The organism is Actinomycetota bacterium (assembly GCA_019347675.1).
GTDB lineage: Bacteria > Actinomycetota > Nitriliruptoria > Nitriliruptorales > JAHWKO01 > JAHWKW01.
The window spans coordinates 1-24791 of sequence record JAHWKW010000032.1; the positions used below are offsets into that span (position 1 = coordinate 1).

The following is a 24791-nucleotide window of genomic DNA, read 5'->3' on the forward strand; positions in this document are numbered from 1 at the left end:
GCGCGCTGGTGCACCGCGACGGCGGGTGCATCGCCAAAGGCTGCGACGCCCCACCGGCCTGGTGTGACGTGATGCACCTGGGCGCCCCCCACGCCCAAGGCGGGCGCCTGACGCTGCACACCGCCGGACTGGGGTGCCGCTACCACCACCGCCGCTACGACCACCACACATGGCAGATCACCTGGACCCACCAGCGCCCCACCCTGCACCCACCCCGGTCCAGAGCGGGGCCACACCCCGAACGCTGACAGCCCTCGCAGCCGCGCCGGGACGCCGAGGCACTGGGCACCTACCTCGGGGGGACGCTGGGCTGCTGCGGCCATCATGAACGGTCCGCGCCAGGTTGCGATCCGGACATCCAGGTCGCTGCGGCAGGACCACCTGGGAGCTTCGCGTCGCCCAGTACGCTCGGCGAAGAAACTCCCCGATGTCTCATGGCCATCGGCCTGACAGTCAGCGACAACCACCGGTACGGGAGGGTGCAACGTGTCGACCACAGCGGGGAACCTCACGCGAGACGAGGCCGCGGCTCGTGCCGAGCTGATTTCCGACGTCCGCTACGACATCCACCTCATGCTCGGTGAGGATGGTGACAGCTTCCGCTCCGTGACACGGGCCCGGTTCCGCTGCGACGACCCGGGGGCCGGAACGTTCATCGACCTGTCGGCCCGGTCGCTGCATCATCTGCAACTGAACGGCACCGCACTGCGGGCCCAAGACCGCTTCGACGGCACACGGATCCGACTCGACGGCCTCGCCGCCGAGAACGACCTGGTGGTCGAAGCCGCCTGCGCGTACCAGAACACCGGCGCTGGTCTGCACCGTGCCTTGGACCCCGTCGACGGGCAGGTCTACCTCCACACCCAGTTCGAACCATTCGACGCGCACCTGGTGTTCGCCTGCTTCGACCAACCCGATCTCAAGGCGCGCACGACCTTGCGGGTCGACGCTCCGCCCCACTGGCAGGTCGTGTCGAACATGCCGCCGACGGGTGACAGTGGCGACGGGCACTGGGTGTTCGGCTCGACCCCGCCGCTGTCGACCTACCTGGTGGCGGTGGTGGCCGGCCCGTACCACGTGTCGTCTGCACAGCATGGCGACCTGCCGCTCGGCGTGTACTGCCGTGCGTCCATGGCCGACCATCTCGACCACGACGAGATCCTGGAGATCACCGGGCAAGGGCTCGACTTCTTCCAGGCCGCGTTCGACTACCCCTACCCGTTCGCCAAGTACGACCAGTTGTTCGTCCCCGAGTTCAACTTCGGGGCGATGGAGAACCCCGGGTGCGTGACGTTCGCCGAGCACTACATCTTCCGTGGTGCCGTCACCGAAGCCGAACGCGGATCCCGTGCGAACACGATCCTGCACGAGATGGCCCACATGTGGTTCGGGGACCTGGTCACCATGCGGTGGTGGGACGACCTGTGGTTGAACGAGAGCTTCGCGACGTTCATGGCCACCTTGGCCGTCGACCGGGCCACGCGCTTCCCCAACGCATGGACCGCATTCGAGCACGACACGAAGACCTGGGCGCGCTACCAGGACCAGCTGCCCTCCACGCACCCGGTCTCGACCGACGTCTTCGACCTGGATGCCGTCCACCAGAACTTCGACGGCATCACCTACGCCAAGGGGGCCTCGGTCCTGCGTCAACTGGTCGCCTGGGTCGGTGAGGACGCCTTCCTCGACGGCGTCCGCGCGTACTTCCGCCGCTACGAGTGGTCCAACGCAGACCTCGACGACCTGCTGCGGGAACTCGAACGCGGCTCCGGCCGCGATGACCTCGCATCCTGGGCGAAGGAGTGGCTCCAGACCGCCGGGATCAACACGCTCGCGGCCCGCGCCGAGGACGGCGATGGCCGCTACACCAGGGTCTGGATCGAGCAGGACGTACCCGACGACCACCCCACCTTGCGCCGCCACCGGGTCCGCATCGCCGCGTTCGACGAGGGCAACGGGCGTCTGGTGCGTCGCCGGGGCGTGGAGATGGACGTGGCCGGTCCCTCCGCCGACGTTCCCGAGTTCGCCGGGGAGCCGGTCGCGGACCTGCTCCTGGTCGACGACGCCGCGTGGACGTTCGCCAAGGTCCACCTCGACGACCGGTCGCTTGCGACCGTCGAAGCGCACCTCGGCAGCCTCACTGACCCGCTGGCGCGGACGCTGTGCTGGGGCGCGGTCTGGGACATGGTCCGTGACTCCGTCCTGCCGGCGCGGCAGTTCGCCGCGATCGCACTGCGCAACGTCACGGATGAGGACGACATCGGGATGCTCCAGACGACCCTGCGCCGTCGCCTGACCGCGGCGCAGCTGTGGGGTCACCCCGGTAACGCCCGTCCGCTGCTGCGCGCCATGGCTGACCAGGCCCGCCACGAGATCCGCGCCGCCCAGCCGTCCAGCGACCTGCAACTCATCTGGGTGCGACACTGGATCTCCGCGGCGCGCGACGACGAACACGTCGAAGCTGTCCGTGCGCTCCTCGACGGTGACCTGTCGATCCAAGGACTGGTGGTGGATACCGAGCTGCGCTGGCACATCGTCAAGGCCTTGGCGAGGATCGGGGCACTCGACGATGACGCGATCGCGGCGCAGCAGCGACGCGACCCCACCGACCTCGGCGAACGCAACGCCGCCCAGGCCCGGGCGAGTCGACCGGATGCTCGGGTCAAGGCCACGGTCTGGGAACGCATCGTCGGCGAGACGGAGATGTCCCACAGCCTGCTGAAGGCGCTCATGCGGGGCTTCATGCAGCTCGACCAGCCGCATCTGGCACACGCGTACATCGAACCGTACTTCGCTCACCTGCGACCGATGTTCGAGGAGCGCCAGTTGGAGGTCGCGCTGGCGTACGGTCACTCGATGTACCCCTCGGTCGTGGTCGACGAGCATCTCGTCCAACGCACCGACGAGGAGCTGCGTCGGGGGCTGCCCGGACCGGCCCGCCGTGTCCTCCTCGAGGAGCGTGACACGGTGGTCCGGGCTCTACGCACCCGACTGCGTGACGCAGAGGTCTCGCAGCCGTGAACGCCCAGCCGCCTGACCGCGAAGACGAAGACTTCTCGGAAGCGTGGGAACGTCGCGACGAGCTGGACGTCGGCGCCCCGACCGGCCAGTGGTCCGCCTTCCGAGCCGAGCAGGACACCGCCGAGGTGCTGCGCAGGCAGGTCCACGGCGAGGAAGAGTTGACGCCCGCGCGGACCGACCAGCGCGCCACCATGCTGCTGGCAGGGGTCGCCGTGGTGGTCGTCTTGGCGATCGTCGTCTGGCTGCTGGTCAGCTGACCGGCCGCCGTCAATCCTCGACGAGGAAGTCCGACAGGATCTCGGCGTAGGACGGGTGACGCAGCTTCGCCAGCGCCTTCGATTCGATCTGGCGGATGCGCTCTCGGGTGAGGCCAACGGCGGCCCCGACCTCCTCCAGCGTCCGCATGGTCCCGTCACGCAGCCCGAAGCGCGATTCGATCACCAGCCGTTCACGCGCCGACAGCTCATCGAGGATGGACGCCAGGTGCTGCTGCAGGAGCAGGTACGCCGCCGCGTCCAGCGGCACCACGGCGTTGACGTCCTCGATCATGTCACCGAACGAGCCACCATCTTCCTCGCCGATCGGTGCATCCAGCGACGCCGGATCCACGTCGAGGCGGCCCAGTTCTTCCAGGCGGTCGGGCGGCAGGCCGGTGGCGACGGCGATCTCGTCCGCGGTCGGCTCCCGACCGAGCTTCTGCACCAGCTCACGTTCGACGCGCGCGACCTTGTTCATGACCTCCACCAGGTGCACCGGCACGCGGATCAACCTCGACTGGTCGGCGATCCCGCGGCTGATCATCTGGCGGATCCACCAGGTCGCGTAGGTCGAGAACTTGTAGCCACGCGTGTGGTCGAACTTCTCGACGGCGCGGATCAGGCCGAGGTTGCCCTCCTGCACCAGGTCGGGGAAGAGCATGCCGCGGCCGACGTAACGCTTGGCGATGGAGACGACCAGCCTCAGGTTGGCCTCGACCATACGGCGGGTGGATCGCTCCCCGCCACGCTCGATGCGCCTGAGCTCGGCGCGGCGCGCCGGGGGCACGTCGAGCATCGAGTCCAGCAGCGCGGTGGCGGCCCGGCCGGCCGCCGCCCGCTTGGCGAGGTCGACCTCCTCCTCGGCGGTGAGCAGGTCGACACGCCCGATCTGGTTGAGGTACAGACGGACCGGATCGACCGTGGGGAGCGACGGGTCCGCCACCGCACCTGATGATCTGCCCGGCGTGAGCTGCACACATCCGATCCCGGCTCGACGCAGCAGCCGTTGGATCGCGTCGAGCTCGCGGTCGGAAAGGTTCTCGTCCAACGCCAACGTCGCCAGCTCATCCGACGTGACGAAACCGCGTGCCCGGCCGCGCGCGAGCAGCGCGCGCACGTCGCTGCGCGCCCCGACGCCGTCGTCGGGGAGGGTCAGGACGGTCGCCTCGTTGAGTTCCGGATCCGCCACCGACACCTCCGACGGGAGCCGGCGGGATCACCGCCGTCGCCGGATGGTATCCCCACGGTCGCCCCCGCGCGGCCGGAACACTTCGAGACCTCGACTCCGGGTTCGCCGCCCCGGGTGCTCGGCGGCCACCGCTGCGCCCGCCTGCCGAGCGCGGCCCACCGGGCCGCAGGGTCACTCGGAAGCGACGTGGCGCAGGTCGCGGCGGCGCGCCTCCAGCGCGATGAGCCGCTCGAACTCGGTGCGGTGACGGTCGCGTTCCACGACCGGGTTGAGCCGCTCCACCACGGCCTTCTGGCGTGAGATCTCGCGCTCCACCCGCCGTAGCAGCAGCCGCCCCACCAGCATCGCGACGTGCGGGGCGTCGGGCTCGACGGTGAAGTCCTCCAGCGTGATCGCGCGGATCACCGTGCGGGTCTCCTCGTCGGCGGCTGCTGCCAGGACGCTGTCGAGGTCGCAGCCCGGCCCCCCGCCCAGCTGCAACGCGTCGAACACCGACCGGGCCTTGGGGTGGCTGAGATCGTCGACGGTGACCTCGACCCAACGTTGCGGGAGGAGATCGGGGCGCTGCAGTGCCACGCGGAGCGCTTCCCGTTCCAACTGCGCGCGGGCTGAACGGCGACGGCTGTCGAGCGGCACCGGATCGGGATCCGCCACCGGCTCAGGCGTCCCGACGCGCGCGACGGCGCTGGCCACGATCGACCGGCCGATGCCGACTTCGTCGGCGACCAGCCGCAGGTACTCGGCGCGCAGGACCGGGTCGTCGATCGCCGCGAGCAACGGCGCGGCGGCCTCGACCGCGCCAGCTTTCCCCTCCGGCGTCTCCGGACGCCCCGCGATCGCCCCGCGCAGCATGAAGCGGATCACCGGCTCAGCGTCGGCGACCAGCGCCGCCATCGCGTCGGCGCCCCGCTCCCGGACCACGTCGGCTGGGTCGTTGTTGGCCGGCATCACCAGGATGCGCATGTGGATGTCCTGGTCGCGGGCGAGTGCGAACGCCCGTCGGGCGGCCTGCTCACCGGCGGCATCGGAGTCGAACGCCAGAACGACCCGGTCAGCGTACCGGCCCAGGAGGCGGACGTGATCCTCACCGATCGCAGTGCCGCACGTCGCCACGGCGTTGGTCAGTCCCGCCTGGTGCAGTGCAATCACGTCGGTGTAGCCCTCCGCGACCAGCACGTCCCCGGTCCGCACCACCTCCGGCCGAGCCCACGACAGGCCGTACAGGACCCGGTGCTTGCGGTAGATCGGGGTCTCGGGGGTGTTGAGGTACTTGGGCGGCTCGTGCTCGCCGTAGTCGAGGTCGGGCATGGTGCGCCCGCCGAAGCCGATCACGTCGCCGGCGGCATCCAGGACCGGGAACACCAGCCGGCCGCGGAACCGGTCGCGCAGCCCGCCGCGGGGGTTGCGGGCGGCCAGACCAGCCGCCTCGACGTCGCGGGCGGGGAACCCTTCGGCCAACAGGTGGCGGGTGACCGCATCCCACTCCAGCGGCGCGAAGCCCAGCGCGAACCGGTCGGCCTCGTCGCGCCCGAAACCGCGCGACTGCAGGTACGCCCGGGCGGCGGCCCCGCTCGATGACGCCAGACACCGGCGGAAGTGCTCCATCGCGGCCGAGTTGACCGCGACCAGTCGACTGCGCTCACCCAACGCCCGCCGCTGCCCAGCGGACAGCTCCTCGTACCGCAGCTCGTACCCGACGCGGCGAGCCAGCTGCTCCACCGCCTCCGTGAAGGTCAGCCCCTCGACGCGCTGCACGAAGCTGTAGACGTCGCCGCCCTCCTGGCAGCCGAAGCAGTGGTAGACGCCCAGGCGGGGATCGACCGAGAACGACGCGGTGCGTTCCTGATGGAAGGGGCACAGTCCCTTCAGCCGTGAGCCCGCACGCTTGAGTGCCGTGTGGTCGGAGACGATCTCTGCCAGGTCGGCGCGCTGCTTGAGCGCTTCGACGTCGTCCTGGAGGATCCGCCCCGCCACCTGGCCTGCCTGTCCCCGCGTGGGCGCGGATGCTAGCGAGCAGCCGCGACGCGTCCGCTCCCCGGTAGCCTCCGCCGCCTGTCTGGAGCGCCCGTGCCCCACCGCGCACCGTCCGCTACGCCGTGGACCTGACCCGCCGCCTGTCTGGAGCGCCCGTGCCCGACCGCGCACCCGTCCGCTACGCCGTGGACCTGACCCGCCGCGTCCATCATCTGGTCACCGTCCGTCAGACCATCCCCGCCGACCTTTCCGGCGGCGCCCGGGTGGTTCTGCCGGTGTGGACGCCGGGGAGCTACGTGGTACGCCACTACGCCCGACACGTGCAGCGGATCAGCGCCCGGTCCGCCGCCGGCGACCTGGTGCTGACGCCCGACGGGCACAGCGCGTGGCTGCTACCCGACGATGCGGACGGGGCGGTCGAGCTCGAGCTCGAGCTGTACGCCAACGAGCTCACGGTGCGCACCAACCACGTCGACGACCACCACGCCCTGCTGATCCCCGCCGCCACGTTCCCGTTCGTCGAGGGTGCACGTGACCGCGAGCACCACGTCACGTTGCAGCTGCCCGGCGGGTGGCGGGCATGGGGTCTGCTACCGCAAGTCGCCGGAGCGTTCGTCGCGGCCGACTACGACCATCTGGTGGACAGTGCGTTCGAGGCCGGGGCGCACGATGAACGGAGCTACGAGGTCGCGCACGTCGGCCACCGGCTGGTATGGGCCGGGCACGGCGGCCGGCCAGACCTCGACCGGATCGCGGCGGACGCCGCCGCCATCGGCGAGGCAGCGGTCCGGTTGTTCGACGGTGACCTGCCCACCGACGCGTACACGTTGCTGTGCACCGCCTGGGATCGCGGCACCGGCGGGCTCGAGCATCGCGACGGCGCGGTCCTGCAGGTCCCCGTCCACGCCCTCACCGACCCGGACGCCTACCGGCGCTTCCAGTCGCTCCTCGCCCACGAGTACCTGCACTTGTGGAACGTCAAGCGGCTGACACCGGCGGCGCTCACCGCGCTGAACTACGAACGCCCGGTGTTCACCGAGTCGTTGTGGGTCGCGGAGGGCTGGACCGCCTACTACGACAAGCTCGTGGTGCTCCGGGCCGGCCTGTGGGACACCCGTCGGTACCTCGACCGCCTCGGTGAGGTCGTCGACCGGGTGCTGCGTCGCCCCGGGAGGGCATGGCAGTCCCTGCGACAGGCCAGCTACGAGGCGTGGATCAAGCACTACCTGCCCGACGAGAACGCCCCCAACGCCGGCGTCAGCTACTACGACCACGGGGCGGTGGTCGCCTGGTGCCTCGACCTTCTCCTGCGGCGGCTGCGGCCCGACGGCGACGGTCTCGACGACGTGCTCACGCTGCTGTGGCACCGCTTCGGTCGCTCCACCAAGGGCTACCACGAAGGCGACGTCGTCGCCGCCGTGTCGGAGGTGGCCGGCAGCGACGTGGCTGGGTTCTTCTCCCGGCACGTCGCGGGGCGGCAACTCCCACCGGTCGAGGACCTGACCGAGGTGGTGGGGTTGCGTCTGGTCACCAAGGACGACGACGGCCCGGTCGCGCCCGACCTCGGCGTCGACGTCCGCGAGGACGACGACGGCATCGTGTTGCGTTCGGTCCTCCGCGAGCGTCCCGCCTGGCGGGCGGGCCTGACCGGCGGCGATCGTCTCCTGGCGATCGACCGGACGCGCGTGGGGCGCGGTGAGCTGACACCGGCGCTGCTGGGCTACCGGCCGGGCGACGAGGTCGAGGTGGCGGTCTTCCGCGGGCCGCGGCTCGTCACTGCCACGGTGACGCTGGGCGAGCCTCTCCCGCCGCGCGTCCTGAGGCCGGTCGAGGACCCGTCACGGATGCAGCGGGACGCTTTCGAGCGCTGGCTCGGACAGGCGCTCACCGGCGTTTGACCGGCTGGCGCACCGTCCCGTCGTGGGCCACGTCCCTCAGCGTGACGTGACGCGGCGCAGCACGGACCGCAGGATCCCGCCGTGGCGGAAGTACTCGCCCTCCAACGGGGTGTCGATGCGGACGCGGACACGGAACGCCCGCCCGTCGGCCCGCACGGTCACCTCGGACGGCATCTCGCCGCCGGCGAGGCCGACGACGTCGAAGGTCTCGTGGCCCGTCAAGCCCAGCGCGTCGACCGACTCGCCCGGGCGGAACTGCAGCGGTACGACCCCCATCCCGATCAGGTTCGAACGATGGATCCGCTCGTAGCTCTCGGCGATCACGGAACGGACCCCCAGCAGGGCCGTGCCCTTCGCGGCCCAGTCGCGCGACGACCCGGAGCCGTACTCGGCGCCGGCCAGGACCACCAGCGGCGTCCTCTGTTGCTGGTAGCGCATCGCCGCGTCGTAGATGCTCAAGACCTCTCCGCTGGGCAGATGTCGGGTGACGCCGCCCTCCACACCGGGGACCAGGCGGTTGCGCAGCCGGATGTTGGCGAACGTTCCGCGGAGCATCACCTCATGGTTGCCGCGCCGTGCCCCGTAGGAGTTGAAGTCGCGCGGCGCCACGCCGCGATCCTGCAGGTAGCGCCCCGCGGGGCTGGACGGGGGGATGAACCCGGCTGGGGAGATGTGGTCGGTGGTGACGCTGTCGCCCAGGACCGCCAACGCACGGGCACCGGTCACGTCGGTCAGCGGTGCCGGCTCGGGGCCGAGGTCATCGAGGAACGGGGGACACCGCACGTACGTCGACTCGGGATCCCAGCGGTACCGCTCCCCGGCGGGGACGGGCAACCCGCGCCACCGGTCGTCGCCCGTGAACACGTCGCGGTAGCGCTCGGCGAACATGTCGGAGGACAGAGCCGTCTCGAGCGCGGCGGTGATGTCGTCGCTGGTCGGCCAGACGTCACGAAGGAACACCGGCCGTCCATCGGGGTCGTGACCGAGCGGCTCGGTGCGCAGGTCGACGTCCATGGTCCCTGCCAGAGCGTACGCGACGACCAGCGGAGGAGACGCGAGGTAGTTCATCCGAACGTCGGGATGGATGCGTCCGGCGAAGTTGCGGTTTCCACTCAACACCGCCGCCGTCGCGAGATCCGCGTCGTGGATGGCGTCGGAGATCTCACGCACCAGCGGACCGGAGTTGCCGATGCAGGTCGTGCACCCGAACCCCACCAGGTGGAAGCCGAGCTTCTCGAGGTAGGGGGTCAGGCCTGCCCGCTCGTAGTAATCGATCACGACCGGCGAGCCGGGGGCGAGCGAGGTCTTGACCCACGGCTTGGTCTCCAGCCCGCCCTCCACGGCGTTGCGTGCCAACAGGCCGGCGGCCAGCATCACCCGCGGGTTGGAGGTGTTCGTGCAGCTGGTGATGGCCGCGAGCACGACGTGACCGTGGTCGAGCGTGATCTGTCGCCGGCCGGCCAAGGTGACCGGTACGACACGTCGCGGTCGGTCCGGCCCGGCCACGGGCTGGTCGTCCTCCTTGGCCCCGGTCACCGCCGCCATCGGGGCGGGCGGGTCGCTAGCGGGGAACGATGCGGCCGACGCCTGATCGGGTGACGGCCGCGCGCCCACAGGCGCGATCTCCCCCAGCGCTCGCCGGAACCGCGTCTTGGCCTCGTCCAGCGGGACACGGTCCTGTGGGCGGGTGGGTCCGGCCAGGCTGGCGGTCACCGTGGACAGATCCAGCTCCAGCACGTCCGTGTACCGCGGCGTGGCCCGCGGGTCGTGGAACAGCCCCTGCGCCTTGGCGTAGGCCTCGACCAGGCCCACCTGCTCGGGTGAGCGCCCCGTGAAGCGCAGGTACCGCAGCGTCTCGTCGTCGATGGGGAAGATCGCGCATGTCGAGCCGTACTCGGGCGCCATGTTCCCGATCGTTGCACGGTCGGCGAGCGCGACGCTCGCGATGCCGGGGCCGAAGAACTCGACGAAGCGCCCCACCACGCCGTGACGACGGAGCAGCTCGGTGACGGTGAGGACGAGGTCGGTGGCGGTCGTGCCCTCGGGCAGAGAGCCGGTCAGGCGGATGCCGATCACCTGGGGGATCAGCATCGAGACCGGCTGGCCGAGCATGGCAGCCTCGGCTTCGATGCCGCCCACCCCCCAGCCGAGCACCCCCAGGCCGTTGACCATCGGGGTGTGCGAATCGGTCCCGACCAGCGTGTCGGGGTAGGCCTGGCCGCGGTCGTCGGCGACGATCACCGACGCCAGGTACTCGAGGTTGACCTGATGGACGATCCCGGTGCCCGGTGGCACCACCCGGAAGCGGTCGAACGCCTGCTGCCCCCAGCGCAGGAACGCGTACCGTTCACGGTTCCGCGCGTACTCCAGCTCGACGTTGCGTGCGAACGCGTCCGGGGTCCCGGCCACGTCGGCGACCACCGAGTGGTCGATCACCAGATCGACGGGCACCCGGGGGTTGACGAGCGACGCCGGCCGGGCCAGCTCCACGATCGCGTCGCGCATCGCGGCGAGGTCGACGATCGCCGGTACCCCGGTGAAGTCCTGCATCAGCACCCGGGCCGGCAGGAACGCGATCTCGCGCGGCGGTCGACCTGTGGGTTCCCAGCGGGCCAGGGCGGTGACGTCCTCGGACGTGACGCTGACGCCATCCTCGTGGCGCAGCAGGTTCTCGAGCAGGATCTTCAGCGAGTAGGGCAGGCCGGCGACGTCGCCGGCATCGGCCACCGCGTCGAGCCGCCACACGTCGAAGGACCGGCCGTCCACATCCAAGGCGCTGCGGGCACCGAAGGAGTTCTTCGGGTCGGCCAAGCCAGGTCCTCCTGTGTGGCCAAGGACCCTACCAACCGCTCGATCGTGCTCAGCTGAGCAAACGACGATCGGTTCGGCCCGCGGAGCCGATCGCCCGCTACAGGTCGCGGCGGATCTCGCGGAGCCGGCGCCGCACACCGTGGAGTCGCTCGGCGGTGCGGCGGTGCTCGTCGCGGTCCTGTGTGTCCTGTTGCAGCCGCTGGCTCAAGACCTCCGTCTCGAAGGTCAGCAGCTCCACCTCGGTCCGGACCCGCGTGACCTGCTCGAGCGAGGACAGCGGCCGCGACGCGATCGCCTCGCGCAGGATCTTCTGGGCGCGTTCGTCGTCACGGAGAAACCGCTTCGGCAGGCGGGCTCGCTGCCGGATCGTCACGAGGTCGGGCAGGGCACGGTTCGAGGGGTAGGCGAGGAGGAAGTCCTCCAAGCGCGTCAGCGCTTCATCCCAGCTGGCTGGCTCGTGACCGTACCGCGCGTTGTTCACGGCGGGACCTCCGTCGACCCCGGTGCGGGGCTCATCGTAGCGTGGAAGGCGGCGAGCGCCCGAGCGTGGGACGTCGCCGGACGTGCGATGATGACGGGCATGGAACGAGTTCCGTCTCCCAAAGACCTGCGCGGCGCCGCCGCCGTGGCGCAGACGCTGGCGTACGCAGCCGGGCTCGCGGGTGTCGTCGCGGGGGGGTTGCTCTACCGCGGGGGCGAGACCGCGTTCGCCGTGGTCGCCTGGGTGGTGACGTTCGCGGCCGGTGCCATCCTGATGATCGCCGCGTTCCTCGCTCGGGGGATGGCGGCGTTGCTGGCCCGGATCGGGCGCATCGAGCAGGACGTCGCCACGTTCGTGTCCCGCGGCGGGGACGATGAGCCGGTGCCGCGCCGTGACCCGTGGGGCCACCTCCCGCCGTACTAGCCGCGCCACGCGTCAGGCCGGCAGGCGCTCGCCCAGGTAGTCCACGAGGCGCTCGATCGGGAGGCGATCCTGGGTCATCGGATCACGATCGCGGACGGTGACCGCGTCGTCGTCGAGACTGTCGAAGTCCACCGTGACGCAGTACGGCGTGCCGATCTCGTCCTGGCGGCGGTAGCGGCGTCCGATCGACTGCGTCTCGTCGTACTCGCACATCCAGTGGTGCTTGACGATGTCGAACACCCGGCGCGCCATGGGGACCAGGCGCTCGTTCTTCGACAGCGGGAGGACCGCGACCTTGTAGGGAGCCAGGCGCCGATCGAGGCGCAGGACGGTACGGGTCTGCAGCTTGCCCTTCGCGTCAGGCGCCCGCTCGTCGCGGTACGCGTCGAACAGGAACGCCAGCACGGCCCGGTCGGCCCCCGCCGCCGGCTCGATGACGTACGGGTGGTACCGCTCGTCGCCGTCCTGGTCGTAGTAGCTCATGTCCTTCCCGCTGGCACGTTCGTGCGCCCTGAGGTCGTAGTCGGTGCGGTTGGCGATGCCCTCGAGCTCCGACCACCCCATGGCCGGGTCGGAGAAGTGGTACTCGAGGTCGACGGTGGCGCTCGAGTAGTGGCTGAGCTCTTCGGGCCCGTGGGGACGGATGCGCAGGTTGCGTTCCCGCAGGCCCAGGTCGACGTACCACTTCCAGCGCTCGTCTTGCCAGTGCTGGAACCAGTCGTCCGCCTCGCGAGGATGGCAGAAGAACTCCATCTCCATCTGCTCGAACTCGCGGGTGCGGAAGGTGAAGTTCCCGGGCGTGATCTCGTTGCGGAAGGACTTGCCGACCTGTGCCACGCCGAACGGGACCTTCATGCGGTTGGTGAGCTGCACCGTCGGGAAATCGACGAAGATCCCCTGAGCGGTCTCGGGTCGCAGCCACACCACCGCGGACTCGTCCTCGACCGGGCCCGCGAACGTCTTGAACATCAGGTTGAACTGACGGGGTTCGCCGAGCGCGCCGCCGCACTCCGGGCAGCGCCGCTCCCCCGCATCGGTCTCAGGTTCGACGTGGTCCTCGCGGAAGCGGCGACGACAGTCTCTGCACTCGACCAACGGGTCGGTGAAGCCGGCGACGTGCCCGGACGCCTCCCACACCCTCGGATGCATCAGGATGGCGGCGTCCTGTCCGACGACGTCGTCGCGGAGCTGCACGGTGGCGCGCCACCACTGGCGCTTGACGTTGTTCTTCAGCTCGACACCGAGCGGACCGTAGTCCCACGTCGAACGCAACCCGCCGTAGATCTCCGACGAAGGGAAGATGATCCCCCTGCGCTTGCACAGCTCCACGATCGTGGCGAGCGACGGGCCTGAAGCCGGCGCTTCCTGGCCAGCGACGTCCACGGGTGCGGCGTCAGCGGTCACGTCCAGGTCCTGCTGTTCGGAGGGTGGCCACCGCCGGTCGGCGGGCCGTGGTCGTTGGCGAGGGTAGCGGCTGGCGCCACCATGGTTCCGCCACTGACGGGCGCCGCGTTCGGCGCCCGCGACGGCCAAGCAGGGGAACCGATGGACGGCGGCGACGGACCGACCGACTGGCCCCGCGTCCGCCGTGTGCGGGTCGTTCTCGCCGACGACGCGGCGGAGTTCCGCGAACTGATGCGCCGGCGGCTGGAGTCCGACGGCCGCTTCGTCGTGGTGGGCGAAGCCGCGAACGGCCGCGAGGCTGTGGAGCTGGCTGAGGAGCACCACCCGGACGTCGTGGTGATGGATCTGGCCATGCCCGTGATGGACGGCCTCGAGGCGATCGAGGAGGTCCGTGACCGCGCCCCGGACACGAAGTCGGTGGTGTTGACGTCGTTCGACGCGCGGAGCCTCGCGGAACGTGCCACCCGGGTCGGCGCGTTCTGCTACCTGGAGAAGGGCACCGCGATCGAGGACATCCTGACGGTCCTCGCCCCGCTGTCCCCACCCGAGTTCGAGTAATCACGCCCGATCCGCAGGCCCGGACGACGCATGCTCACCCGGGCACCGGCGCGATGTCGTCGACCGCCTCCCCGAAACGACGTTCGCGGCGCTGGTACTCAGCCACAGCGCGCGCCAGCTCCACCCGGTCGAAATCGGGCCACAGCGTCTCGACGAAGACCAACTCGGCGTACGCGGCGTGCCAGGGCAGGTAGTTCGACGTGCGCTGCTCTCCGGAGGTTCGGATCAGCAGGTCGACGGACGGCATGTCCGGGTCGTACAGCCGGGCAGCGAACGTCCGCTGGTTGATCCGGTTGATCCGGCCGGCCTGGACGTCGTCACACAGCCGCCGGGCCGCGTCCATCAGCTCGGCGCGCCCGCCGTAGTTGAACGCGACGCACAGCGTCATACGCCCGTTGCCGGCGGTGAGCTCCTCGGTCTCCTCGATCAGCCGGACCAGTCGGCGCGGGACCGGGCGACCGCGCCGACCGATGAACCGCACCCGCACCTGGCGTTCGTGCAGATCCTCTTTACGGCGCAGCAGGAGCGACTCGTTGAAGTTGAGCAGGAACCGGACCTCGTGCGGGGGCCGCCGCCAGTTCTCGGTCGAGAAGGCGTAGACGGTGAGGTATTCGAGGCCGAGTTCCAGCGCGCCCTCCACCGTGTCGAACAGGGCGGCCTCGCCCGCAGCGTGCCCGTCGGTCCGCGGCAGGCCACGTGCGTTGGCCCACCGCCCGTTGCCGTCCATGATGATGGCGACGTGTCTGGGGACGTGGTCGGGGTCGATCTCGACGCCGGGGTCCACGGGCGCTCCGGTCGCGGGACGAGCCAAGACTACGGTTGCCCGCCCCGCGTTGCCGGTGTGCTCTCAGCGCGGCACGAGCGGGTAGGAACGCAGCGGGCGTTCCAAGTGGTGCTCGAGGAAGGCGCGGGTGAACGCCGCAGCGGTGCGGCGTGGCCCTTCGTGTTCCGCCGCTCGTGGCAGGCCGATCCAGTCGTTGCTGGCAAGCTGCGCCACCAGCGCCACCGTATCGGTGCCGACGGCCCTGCTCCCCGTCGGGGCGCACCCCCGGCACAGCGACCCCCCCGCAGTGACGCTCAGGAACGGGTGCGACCCGGGCGCCCGGCACTGCGCACACCGTTCTGTGAGGACCTGGAAGCCGGAGGCGGCAGCGAGCCGCAGCAGGTAGGCATCCACGAAGATCGCCGGGTACGGCGGGCATGCCTGCAGTGCCTGGAGGCCGGCGCGCAGCAACAGGAACACCGGGAGGTTGCGCTCTCCCTGCTGCACAACCCGATCGGCGGCCTCCACCATCGTCGACGCGCACGCTGAGAGCGTGAAGTCCTCCCGGACGCTGGCGAACGGCTCGATCAGCTCGGCCTGGCTGACCACGTCCAGCGCACGGCCCTCGTACAGCTGCAGGTCCACGTGCGAGTACGGCTCCAGTCGTCCTCCGAAGCGCGACCCGGGCCGGCGCACGCCCTTGGCGACGGCACGGACCAGACCGCGAGCCTGGGTCAGGATGTGCAGGATGCGGTCGGTCTCGCCCAGCTTGTAGGTCCGCAGGACGATTCCCTGATCGCGGTAGCCGGCCACGGCTATCGCGGGGCGTCGTCGAGGACGGTCACGAACGTCGGCGTCGCCACCACGTCCGCCCCGGCGTCCAGGAACGCCACCAGCTCGTCCCAGTCGCTGACCACGCCGGTGGCACCGACCTGGGCACGGTCACCGGCGGCGGTCGCGACCGCCGCAACGTCAGCCACGCTGGGCCGGCCGGTCGCGGCCCCGGACGCCGTCCCGATCCGATCGGCGCCCGCCGCGACGCAGATCGCGACCGCGCGTCGCAGCTGCGGACCGCGCAGCTCGGCGGTGTCGAGCGTGCAGGCGATCGCCAGGTCGGTGTCGTGCGCCGTGGTCACCGCGCGGGCGATCACACGTCGCGCGATGTCGTCGTCGGCGTCGAAGACAGCCGCCGGCACGGGAACATCGACCTCGTACGCGCCCGCGCCGCCAGCAGCAGCGACCTCATCCAGCAGCGTGGCGTCGACTGTCTCGGCGTCCGCCGGGGCATCCAACCCCACGGCGGCGACCACGTCCAGGCCACTGCCGGCGACCTCCGCGGTCACCACCGCGACGTGGTCGAGGCGGACCATCACCCCACGGACTCCGTGAAGCAACGCTGCGGCGCAGGTGTGGCGGACGTCGGCGTCGGTGGCGCCGGGTGCCAGCACGGCGGCGTCGATGCGGGCCGCCACGTCGGTGCGGGTCCGCGGCGTGGTGCTCATCGCCGACAGGGTACGCCGGTCACCACCGGCACTTGCCGTTGGCGCGGTCACAGCGGTGGCCACGGGTAGGGGCGCCGACCGGTTGGGGGTGGGAAGCGCTCACGGTCGGCCACGGCGCGCGCACGACGCGCCGTGGCGGCCACCTCCCCGGCGGTCAGCAGAGCAGCCAGCCCGCGGTTGACCGGATCATCATGGTCCGCGAGCCGTCCGGTCAGCTCGGCCACCCCCGACCGCAGCGACTCGGGGATCGGTTCGCCGGCGAACTCCCACGCCACCGTGCGCAGCTTGGCGTCCTCGTGGAAGCACACGCCGTGGTCGACGAGGCGGATCCGTCCGGCACCGTCGAGCAGGACGTGACTGGCCTTGCGGTCGGCGTTGTTGGCGATCAGGTCGAACACGACCATGCGTTGCAGCTGCGCCACCACGGAGGCGTCACCTGCCTGGACCAGAGCGAAGTAGTGCTGCTGCGGATCGTGCTCGACGAACAGCTGCACGCTGCCGCGCCCGTACGGGCCGTCCTCCCGCAGCACCGTGGGCGGGACCAGTCCCCACCCCAGTTCCCGGTCGAGGACGTACGCGGCGACCTCACGCCGGTGCAGCGTCCCCGACGGGAAGTCCCACAGCGGCGTCTCGCCGCGTTGCGGCTTGTACACGGCGAGGAGCTGATCGCTGTGGTCCGGGTCGTCGCCCGACTGCTTCAGCGGCGACAGCCGGCACAGCAGCGTCACGTTCGACGCGGTCGCGACCTGCCCGACCGGATCGAGGCGGGCGTGCAGCAGCCGCGTGAGCGCGCGGTCGGGATCCGACCCGGACGCGCTCACCGCTGCCGGGCGTCGCCGTCGCTGCGTGGACACAGGTGGCCATCGGTGTCGATCGGGAGCCCGCACAGCCGGCACGTCGGCCGACCCTGGGCCACCGACCACGCAGCGTGCGCGGCCAGGACCTCGGCTTGCTCCTGCGAGGCCCAGACCCGCACCTGTTCGGGCTCGCGTTCCTCCTCCTCGGCGACGAACTCGGTGACCTCCACCACGAACCGTCCCAGCTGCGGATCGAGGCCGACGGCGATCGAGCCGGCCCGCCAACGTGGTGCGATCGGTTCCTGCAGCCGCATCGCGGCGATGTCCCAGACGCGGGGCAGCGACGCCCCGACCTCGGCCAGGAGGCGTTCCAGCACCTCCGCGATGGCCGAGACCTGCTCCTTCTCGACGAGCACGGACACGACCTGGCCCGCCTCGGCGGCCTGGAGGAAGAATGTGCGCTGGCCCGCCTCACCGACGAAGTCGGCGGTGAGGTGGTCGGGGGCGCTGAACTCGATGTCCACGGGTCACCGCCGGTCGAGGTGGCTGACGTCGTTGAGGCCGAGCAGCCGCGGGATCCCGCGGCACGGGAGCGCCAGCTGCGACACCGACGCCGGGGAGATCACCAGCCGCTGGAAGAGGTCGAGCTGGATCCCCGCGTAGTGCGCGATCACGATCTTGATCACGTCCGCGTGGCTGACCACGGCGATGGTCGCTTTGTCGGGGTGCGCGTTCACGACCTGCTCGATCGCCAGCACGGCCCGGCTCTGCGCAGCCACGAACGACTCGCCACCCGGGAACGTGACCCGACCGGGGGTCTGCTGGATGCTCTCGAACAGGCGGGTCCGGCGCAGTTGCTTCAGGCTCCGGTCGGTCCACGAGCCGTAGTCGAACTCCTGCACGCCATCGAGCTCGCGGACGTCGCGGCGCTGGCGTGCGGCGATCGTGGCGGCGGTCTCCAATGTCCGGCGGACCGGTGAGGCGTACACCGCCGCGAGCCGGGTCCGGGCCAGCCGCTCGGCGACGGCCTCGGCCTGGGCCCGGCCTTCCTCGGTCAACGGCGCCGGGGTACGGCCGCCCAGACGCGAGCCGGTCGCCGCCGTCACCGCGTGGCGGACGAGGACGACCGTTGCCATCGGCCTGCTCGGTCAGTACGCGCGTGCGAACACCACACGGGTGCCGTACGACGACGGTTCGCCGCAGCGGATGCAGGCCCCCTCCTCACGTTCGCGCCCCATCGGCACGCACCGCGGCGTGGCGGTCGTGTCGGCCTTGATGTCGTCCTCGCAGTCGGGACGCCCGCAGTGCAGGGCGTAGGCGAAACCGCGCTGGACCTGCGCCACGAGATCCTCCCAACGGTCGACCTCGGCGCTGAGGCCGTCGCGGAAGGCGGTGGCGCGACCGAGCAGCTCGCGCTGGTAGTCGTTGAGACGGCGTGGCAGGTCCCCGACCAGCGCTGCCAGAGGCACCGTCTCCTTGTCCTCCCGGGCGACACGCTGCGCCAGGACGGCGCTGTCCTGATCGAGGTCCCGCGGGCCGAGCTCGACCCGCAGCGGCACGCCCTTTAGCTCCCAGTCGTTGAACTTGAACCCCGGTGACACGTCCTCGCGATCGTCGACGTGGACGCGGACCCCCGCTGCCGCGATGTCGCGGGCCAGCCGGTGGGCCACCTCGGCAACCCGGGCGTGATCCTGACCGCGGCCGATCGTGGCGATCACGACCTGGTAGGGGGCCAGGCCGGGGGGCAGCACCAGGCCCTGATCGTCTCCGTGGGCCAGGATCGTCGCCCCGAGCATCCGTGTGCTCATCCCCCACGAGGTGGTGTGGCACAGGTGCAGCTCGTTGTGCTCGTCCTGGAAGGTGATGTCGAACGCCTCCGCGAAGTTCGTGCCCAGGTAGTGGGAGGTCCCCGACTGCAGCGCCTTCCCGTCACGCATCATCCCCTCGATGGAGTAGGTGTCGACCGCGCCGGGGAAGCGCTCGCCGGGGGTCTTCTCGCCCTTGATCATCGGGATCGCGGCCGCGTCCCGGGCGAACGACGCGTACACCTCGAGCATCCGCAGCGTTTCGTCGATCGCCTCCTGTGCGGTGGCGTGTGCCGTGTGGCCCTCCTGCCACAGGAACTCCGTGGTTCGCAGGAAAATCCGCGGCCGCAGCTCCCACCGCACCACGTTGGCCCACTGGTTGATCAGGACCGGCAGGTCGCGGTAGGAGGAGATCCACCTGCTGTACATCTCGCCGATGACGGTCTCCGACGTCGGGCGGACCACCAGAGGCTCGTCGAGCTCTTTCCCACCCCCGTAGGTGACGACGGCCAGCTCGGGCGAGAAGCCCTCGACGTGGTCGGCCTCGCGCTGCAGGAAGCTCATCGGGATGAACAGCGGGAAGTACGCGTTCTCGTGCCCGGTGCCCTTGAACATCTGGTCGAGCTGCGACTGCAGCAGCTCCCACATCCGGTACCCGTAGGGGCGGATGACCATGGACCCCTTGGCCGGGCCGCGGTCGGCGAGCTCCGCCTTCAGGACGACCTCGTTGTACCAGGCGGAGACGTCCTCGCTGAGGGGGGTGACGCCGAGGTTGCGCTGCTTGTCGTTCGACATGGCGGGCACCCTACCGGCCGACCGGACGCCCGTTCGGACGACGCCGGTCGCGGTCGGCAGCGTCCTAGGGTGGCGCGCGGCTCCGAGCGTGAGGTCTGCCGTGTCTACATCCCTGGTGATCGGGTTCGTCCTGACCGGCGTCGCCATGCTGGCCTTCCTGGGCTGGACCTATCGGCAGGTCCGGCGGGTTGATCACGTCATCCGTGACGTCGACGGCAGGCAGCACCGGGCCGGATGACCAAGGACCGGCCCACCCTGACCCCGCCGGAGACCGAGCTGTCCCGCTCGCTCTCCGAGTTCGACATCACCATGATCGGAGTCGGCGCGATGATCGGCGCCGGCATCTTCGTGCTGACGGGCATCGCGGCGGGGACGACCGGACCGTCGCTGATGCTCGTCTTCGCGCTCAACGGGCTCGTCACGATCTTCACCGCGATGGTGTACGCCGAGCTGGGGTCGGCCATCCCCGAGGCCGGTGGCGGCTACCTGTGGGTCAAGGATGCCCTCGGCCGGTCACAGAGCTTCCTCGCCGGCTGGATGTCGTGGTTCTCGCACTCGGTCGCGGGGAGCCTCTACGCACTGGGTTTCGGCAGCTTCGCGAACCTGCTGATCGAGCGGGCCGGCGTCGACCTGCCCCATCTCTTGTTCATCGGTGCCGACAAGTGGATCGGGGTGCTGATCGCGCTGGTCTTCCTGGCGATCAACTTCCGGGGGGCATCCGAGACGGGTCTGGCCGGCAACGTCGTGACCGTCGCCAAGCTGCTGGTCATCGGGCTGTTCATCGGGTTCGGCCTGTGGGCGATGGCGACCAACCCGGCGCAGAGCGCCGACCGCTTCGAGCCGTTGTTCCCACAAGGCTACGGCAACGTGTTCCTGGCGATGGGGATCACCTTCATCGCCTTCGAGGGCTACGAGATCATCGTTCAGGCCGGGGAGGAGGTCCGCGACCCACGCCGCAGCATCCCCCGTGCCGTGTTCAAGTCGCTGCTGATCGTGATCCCGATCTACGTCCTGGTGGCGGTCACCGCGATCGGGGCCGTGCAGCCGGTGGGCGGGGTGCCGACCTGGCAGTTCCTCGGCGAAGCGGGAGAGCTCGGCCTCGCGCTGGCAGCAGAACGCTTCATGCCGCTGGGCACGTACGTGATCCTGGCGGGTGGCCTGTTGTCGACGGTCTCTGCTCTCAACGCGACCACCTACTCCTCCACCCGTGTCTCGTTCGCGATGGGCAGGGACCGGGTCCTGCCCGACGCCTTCGCCCGCATCCACGACCGCTTCCGAACGCCGTACATCGCGCTCGCAGCCACGGGCGCCCTGATCATCTTCATGGTGCTCGCGATCCCGATCGAGGACGTCGCGGCCGCGGCCGACGTGATGTTCCTCCTGCTGTTCATCCAGGTGAACTACGCCGTGATCCGCATCCGCGGAGAGTTCGGGGACCGGCTGGAGTACGGCTACCTGATGCCGTTCTACCCGTGGGTGCCCATCATCGGGATCGTCAGCAATGCGTTCCTGGCCGTGTACCTGTACCGCTTCAGTCCGATCGCCTGGTTCTTCGCCGCCGTGTGGATCGCGGTCGGGTTCGGTGTGTTCGTCGCGTACGCGCGCACCCGCGTCGAAGCCGACGAACGCCCGGCGGTGACCTTCGAGGAGAAGGCAGGGCTGCGCGGCGGGCGGAAGATCCTGGCCTGCGTCGCCAAACCCGAGCACGTCGAGACGGTGGTGTCGATCGCGGCGGCGATCGCCCGCCAGCGTGATGCGGAGGTCGTCGTGCTCAACGTCGTCCGGGTCCCCCCGCAGCTGCCGATGTCCGAGGGACGGCGCTACACGGCCGAAGCCCAGCCTGTGGTGGAAGCGGTGCACGCCGTCAACGAGCGCATCGGTGACGTCACGATCAGCACGATGGTCGGCATCGGTCGTCGCATCTCACACGTCATCAACGACATCGCCGCCCGCGAGGAAGCCGAACTGATCGTCCTGGGCTGGCGCGGGACCGTCCACGAGGGACGCGTGCGGGGATCGGTGGCCCAGGGGGTGCTGCGCAGCGCGGACGTCGACGTGGCGGTCGTCAAGGACCACGGCATGCCCGGTCGGGTGGACTCGGTCCTGGTCGCCGTCAGCCCGGGTATCCGCCAATCCGACACGCTGGAGTACGGCGCGCACCTGGCAATGGGCTTCGACGCCGACCTGCGACTCACAACGGTGGTCGACCCGCAGGCCACCCAACAGGACCGCATCACGACGTGGCTGGAGTCGCTCCGCGAGGACGTGACCGGCGACATCCTGGCCAGCGAGAAGGTGTCCACCGACTGCGTCGAGGGCGGCTCCGTCGTGGACGCACTCGCCGTGGAGACCGCCCACCATTCGCTGCTGGTGCTGGGCTCGTCACGCGACTGGGTCCTGCGCCGCACTCTCCTGGGCGAGTTCGCCGACACGATGGCGAACCGGTCGCAGCGCACCGTCGTGATGGTGCACAAGGTGGAGTCGCGCTCGATCTCGATCCTGCGCCAGGTGGTCGGCTTGCTGACACGGCGCCGCCCCGACCGGCCCCGGCAGGCCCGGGAACCCTGAGCCCTCCTAGTATCGTGGACCCCGGCGGGCGTGAGCACCGCTACGCCACAGACGCCGACGCCTAGTCCCTAGTCCGTAGCTCCGACCTCGGATCCATGGCGCAACTACCGCACTCGCCGGCTGTGCCGGCTGAGCGTCGTACCGCGTTCAGGAGTCGTTCGTTGCCTGTGCCTCAGTACGAAGCCGTGGCCTTGCGCGGCGTCAGCTCGGAGCTCGGCACGTGCTCAACGCACATAATCGTCGCGGCCCAACCCGGCGAGGACCGCACTCGCGAGCGGCGGGGACGGGACGTAGGTCCGAACTCGCCGCGCTTCGCCACGGCAACGGAAGCGCCGCGTCATCCGTCAAGCAACGCTCAAGACGACCGCCCGTCGGTGCCACCTTGTGCCCGGCGACACCCTGGTGGTTACAGGTCGAGCAGGACCGCCAACGTGTCGCGCACCTGGGTGAGAACGACAGGACCGACGTTGCCGATGGTCTGTCCGCACCGTGACGTTGCAAGGGCGCGGATGTGCTGACACTGTGCCGCCGACGCGGTGCGCAAGCCGTTGGCTTCATCGGGCTTGACCGTGACCTCGGTCTCGTAGCCACGAAGGGTCGTTGTCAGCGGGACAACCTGCACCACACTCGGGTTCGCTCGCAGAACCCGGTCTGCGGTGACGACCAGCCCCGGGCGGACAAGCCCCGCTTCCGATCCTTGGGGCGCACCGAGGTCGAGCTGCACGACGTCACCCGAGGTCAGCATCGAGCCACAGTGTCTCGTCGTCCTCGAGAGGCGCGGCCAGTTGGCGGCCGATCTCTTCCTGACGCAGCAGCCGGACGGCACGCGAGACGGTCTCGGTGACCGTCGCGTGGCGCTTGTTCGCCAGGCGCTTGAGCTCTTCGTGTGTGTCCCGGTCGATCCGGATTGTTGTCGTGTCGCTCATGTGCCTAGTCTACCACCTTGTAGATGGGAAGGTCTACAGCAGGGTCTCGTCGCGGCCCATCCCGGCATAGGTTGAAGTCGAAGGGTGCGGTCTCGGGGACGTAGGGCCCGCACTGCGGATGGACTTCCACCATCCTGTTGAGACCCCCGTTGGGGGCGGTGGTCATGGCGGCGTTGGATGTGACACCGAGCGTAACTGCTCGCCGCTGATGCCGGTCCGTCGCCTGGGTGCGGAGCGAGTTTCTGGTCGTGGGCAGCGCCCAACGGTCGCCGGTGCTCATCATCGTCTCACCTAGGCTCGGTGTTGATCGATAGCCGTATGGGACCGGCGATGGACGCCTCCTATAGCTGTCAAGCCGCTCGTGGCACGGCGTCGGGACGGCGCGTTAGGGCGTCTCTGAGTAGGGGTAAGACCTTTGCGTGGGGCCCTGTTCAGGTTCCAGTTCCCGCATAAGGGTTGGGATCTTGCGATGGCGACCACGCCCAACAATTCGCACTCGCGCAGGGTGAGCCGGCCGAACGTTTCCAGCCCGGGCTCCTCTGCGCGCCCAGACGCTCGAGAGCTCTTCCGCCTGCATCACTTCCGCGGCGGCCGACGTCTCGTCGTTGAGTGCCATGGCATTCACGCGGGGACGGCTGAGCGGACCGCCTCGGCGACGGCCTCGGGCTGCTGCAGAGGCATCAGGTGACAGGCGTCAGGGACCCGGACCGTGCGCATCTGGGGTGCCGCCTTGGTGAGAGCGCCGTGGATGGCATGGACCCACGGGGCACTGTCCTCGCCGAGGAGGTACGTCATCGGGACCGACCAGCCAGAGATCTCCTTCGCTGAGATGTGGTCCGCAGAGGTGTTGAACCGTTCCAGCGCCTTGAACTCGGTGCGTAAACCCTCTGCATCGCCAAGGAACCACTCGCGCTGGCGGTCGTCGAGCTCGTCCCAGCCGTTGCCCCCACTGCGTCGGGCGAAAGCGAAGAGCGCCATGGTCTTTGCCGCCTCGCGGTTGCGGCCCCGCATCGAGTCACGCTTGAAGGCGAGGAGCAGACGAAGGCTGCGCAAGGGTTGAAGGCGAGGTAGATGGAACACCGGTTCGATGAGAACAGCGGCTTGGACCTGTTCCGGGTGGGTTCGGATCAGCTCCATGGCAACTGCCGCCCCACCGCTCCAACCCACGACGATCGCCGGTTCTGCGGCCACGTACTCGATGAGCCCCGCCGCGTCGCCGGCGTGGACCCGCATGTCCGACGTGCCGTTCGGAGACCGCCCGTGCCCACGGCGGTCGTAGCTGATGACCCGGTGGGTGGTGGCGAGGGAATCCTGAACGTCACCCCATACCTCCAACACTCCGAAGGCGCCATGGATGAGCAGAACCGGCGGACCATGGCCGCTCACCCGGTAGGTGAGCTCGCTTCCATCGACCGTGAGGACCCGTAGATCGTTGGACCCTCCATCGGCGGAGTCTTCGCTTCTCGCCGTTCGATCATCGTTGACAGTCATGGTCGATTCCCTTTCGCTCCTCGTGAGCGTCCCGTGAAGTGGTTGACGTAGCGCGGGACGGGCGGCGTCAGGCCGGCTGCCGGGCTGGCGCGAAGAACTCGGTGAGTGCCTCGGCAAGCGCCTCGGGA

General features: G+C 70.0%; 23 protein-coding genes. 8 read left to right on the top strand and 15 right to left on the bottom strand.

Annotated elements, in window-relative coordinates:
- From KY462_15410 to KY462_15420, 3 genes are all read left to right on the top strand, one after another.
- On the top strand, nt 1-248 hold a 248-nt coding region (locus tag KY462_15410), incomplete at its 5' end, for a hypothetical protein (protein ID MBW3579086.1).
- Nucleotides 249-486: 238 nt separating this feature from the next.
- Nucleotides 487-3021: an aminopeptidase N gene (pepN, locus tag KY462_15415; GenBank protein ID MBW3579087.1), complete on the top strand. Its 2535-nt coding sequence runs from the start codon at nt 487-489 to the stop codon at nt 3019-3021.
- Nucleotides 3018-3278 carry a hypothetical protein gene (locus tag KY462_15420; GenBank protein ID MBW3579088.1) on the top strand — a complete coding sequence of 87 codons (261 nt, stop codon included), beginning with the start codon at nt 3018-3020 and terminating at the stop codon, nt 3276-3278. The genes pepN and KY462_15420 overlap by 4 nt, the downstream gene beginning before the upstream one ends.
- A 10-nt stretch (nt 3279-3288) precedes the next feature.
- Here the strand turns inward: KY462_15420 and KY462_15425 are convergent, their stop codons facing one another.
- Complete coding sequence (locus KY462_15425; GenBank protein MBW3579089.1) at nt 3289-4395, bottom strand: sigma-70 family RNA polymerase sigma factor; 1107 nt, start codon at nt 4393-4395, stop codon at nt 3289-3291.
- Between the two features lie 243 nt (nt 4396-4638).
- Nucleotides 4639-6441 (bottom strand): DNA primase, encoded by a 1803-nt coding sequence (dnaG, locus tag KY462_15430; GenBank protein MBW3579090.1) that lies wholly within the window; start codon nt 6439-6441, stop codon nt 4639-4641.
- Nucleotides 6442-6596: 155 nt separating this feature from the next.
- Between dnaG and KY462_15435 the strand changes: the two genes are divergently transcribed.
- A complete protein-coding gene (locus KY462_15435; GenBank protein MBW3579091.1) occupies nt 6597-8339 on the top strand; it encodes a PDZ domain-containing protein in 1743 nt (580 codons plus the stop codon).
- Nucleotides 8340-8375: 36 nt separating this feature from the next.
- Here the strand turns inward: KY462_15435 and KY462_15440 are convergent, their stop codons facing one another.
- Nucleotides 8376-11150 (bottom strand): aconitate hydratase, encoded by a 2775-nt coding sequence (locus tag KY462_15440; GenBank protein ID MBW3579092.1) that lies wholly within the window; start codon nt 11148-11150, stop codon nt 8376-8378.
- Nucleotides 11151-11247: 97 nt separating this feature from the next.
- Entirely contained in the window at nt 11248-11631 is a 384-nt protein-coding gene (locus tag KY462_15445) for a hypothetical protein (GenBank protein MBW3579093.1), read from the bottom strand.
- Nucleotides 11632-11730: 99 nt separating this feature from the next.
- On the opposite strand from KY462_15445, the gene KY462_15450 reads away from it, so the two are divergent.
- Complete coding sequence (locus tag KY462_15450) at nt 11731-12054, top strand: hypothetical protein (GenBank protein MBW3579094.1); 324 nt, start codon at nt 11731-11733, stop codon at nt 12052-12054.
- 12 nt (nt 12055-12066) lie between these two features.
- Here KY462_15450 and KY462_15455 read toward each other — a convergent pair whose 3' ends face one another.
- Nucleotides 12067-13437, bottom strand: coding sequence for a glycine--tRNA ligase (locus KY462_15455; GenBank protein ID MBW3579095.1), 1371 nt, complete (start codon nt 13435-13437; stop codon nt 12067-12069).
- Nucleotides 13438-13539: 102 nt separating this feature from the next.
- Here KY462_15455 and KY462_15460 point away from each other — a divergent pair, with 102 nt between their 5' ends.
- Nucleotides 13540-14016 (top strand): response regulator transcription factor, encoded by a 477-nt coding sequence (locus KY462_15460; GenBank protein MBW3579096.1) that lies wholly within the window; start codon nt 13540-13542, stop codon nt 14014-14016.
- 34 nt (nt 14017-14050) lie between these two features.
- Here the strand turns inward: KY462_15460 and uppS are convergent, their stop codons facing one another.
- From uppS to proS, 7 genes are all read right to left on the bottom strand, one after another.
- Nucleotides 14051-14800, bottom strand: coding sequence for a di-trans,poly-cis-decaprenylcistransferase (uppS, locus tag KY462_15465; protein MBW3579097.1), 750 nt, complete (start codon nt 14798-14800; stop codon nt 14051-14053).
- A gap of 63 nt (nt 14801-14863) precedes the next feature.
- The gene (recO, locus tag KY462_15470) at nt 14864-15592 is read right to left on the bottom strand and encodes a DNA repair protein RecO (protein ID MBW3579098.1); all 729 of its coding nucleotides are present in this window, start codon (nt 15590-15592) and stop codon (nt 14864-14866) included.
- A gap of 2 nt (nt 15593-15594) precedes the next feature.
- Nucleotides 15595-16281: a hypothetical protein gene (locus tag KY462_15475; GenBank protein MBW3579099.1), complete on the bottom strand. Its 687-nt coding sequence runs from the start codon at nt 16279-16281 to the stop codon at nt 15595-15597.
- Nucleotides 16282-16328: 47 nt separating this feature from the next.
- Nucleotides 16329-17060 carry an SCO1664 family protein gene (locus KY462_15480; GenBank protein MBW3579100.1) on the bottom strand — a complete coding sequence of 244 codons (732 nt, stop codon included), beginning with the start codon at nt 17058-17060 and terminating at the stop codon, nt 16329-16331.
- A gap of 38 nt (nt 17061-17098) precedes the next feature.
- On the bottom strand, nt 17099-17602 hold the full coding sequence (locus KY462_15485) for a DUF3090 domain-containing protein (GenBank protein ID MBW3579101.1): 504 nt from the start codon (nt 17600-17602) through the stop codon (nt 17099-17101).
- A gap of 3 nt (nt 17603-17605) precedes the next feature.
- Complete coding sequence (locus KY462_15490; protein MBW3579102.1) at nt 17606-18214, bottom strand: histidine phosphatase family protein; 609 nt, start codon at nt 18212-18214, stop codon at nt 17606-17608.
- Between the two features lie 12 nt (nt 18215-18226).
- The gene (gene proS / locus KY462_15495; GenBank protein MBW3579103.1) at nt 18227-19678 is read right to left on the bottom strand and encodes a proline--tRNA ligase; all 1452 of its coding nucleotides are present in this window, start codon (nt 19676-19678) and stop codon (nt 18227-18229) included.
- A 100-nt stretch (nt 19679-19778) separates the two neighbouring features.
- Here proS and KY462_15500 point away from each other — a divergent pair, with 100 nt between their 5' ends.
- Complete coding sequence (locus tag KY462_15500) at nt 19779-19916, top strand: hypothetical protein (GenBank protein ID MBW3579104.1); 138 nt, start codon at nt 19779-19781, stop codon at nt 19914-19916.
- Complete coding sequence (locus KY462_15505; protein ID MBW3579105.1) at nt 19913-22246, top strand: amino acid permease; 2334 nt, start codon at nt 19913-19915, stop codon at nt 22244-22246. Before KY462_15500 ends, KY462_15505 begins: the two co-directional genes overlap by 4 nt.
- Before the next feature lie 406 nt (nt 22247-22652).
- Here the strand turns inward: KY462_15505 and KY462_15510 are convergent, their stop codons facing one another.
- The 3 genes from KY462_15510 to KY462_15520 form a co-directional block, all read right to left on the bottom strand.
- Nucleotides 22653-22991 (bottom strand): type II toxin-antitoxin system PemK/MazF family toxin, encoded by a 339-nt coding sequence (locus KY462_15510; GenBank protein MBW3579106.1) that lies wholly within the window; start codon nt 22989-22991, stop codon nt 22653-22655.
- Nucleotides 22975-23172 (bottom strand): hypothetical protein, encoded by a 198-nt coding sequence (locus KY462_15515; GenBank protein MBW3579107.1) that lies wholly within the window; start codon nt 23170-23172, stop codon nt 22975-22977. The genes KY462_15510 and KY462_15515 overlap by 17 nt, the downstream gene beginning before the upstream one ends.
- 621 nt (nt 23173-23793) lie before the next feature.
- Nucleotides 23794-24558 (bottom strand): alpha/beta hydrolase, encoded by a 765-nt coding sequence (locus KY462_15520; GenBank protein MBW3579108.1) that lies wholly within the window; start codon nt 24556-24558, stop codon nt 23794-23796.
- Between the last annotated feature and the right edge of the window lie 233 nt (nt 24559-24791).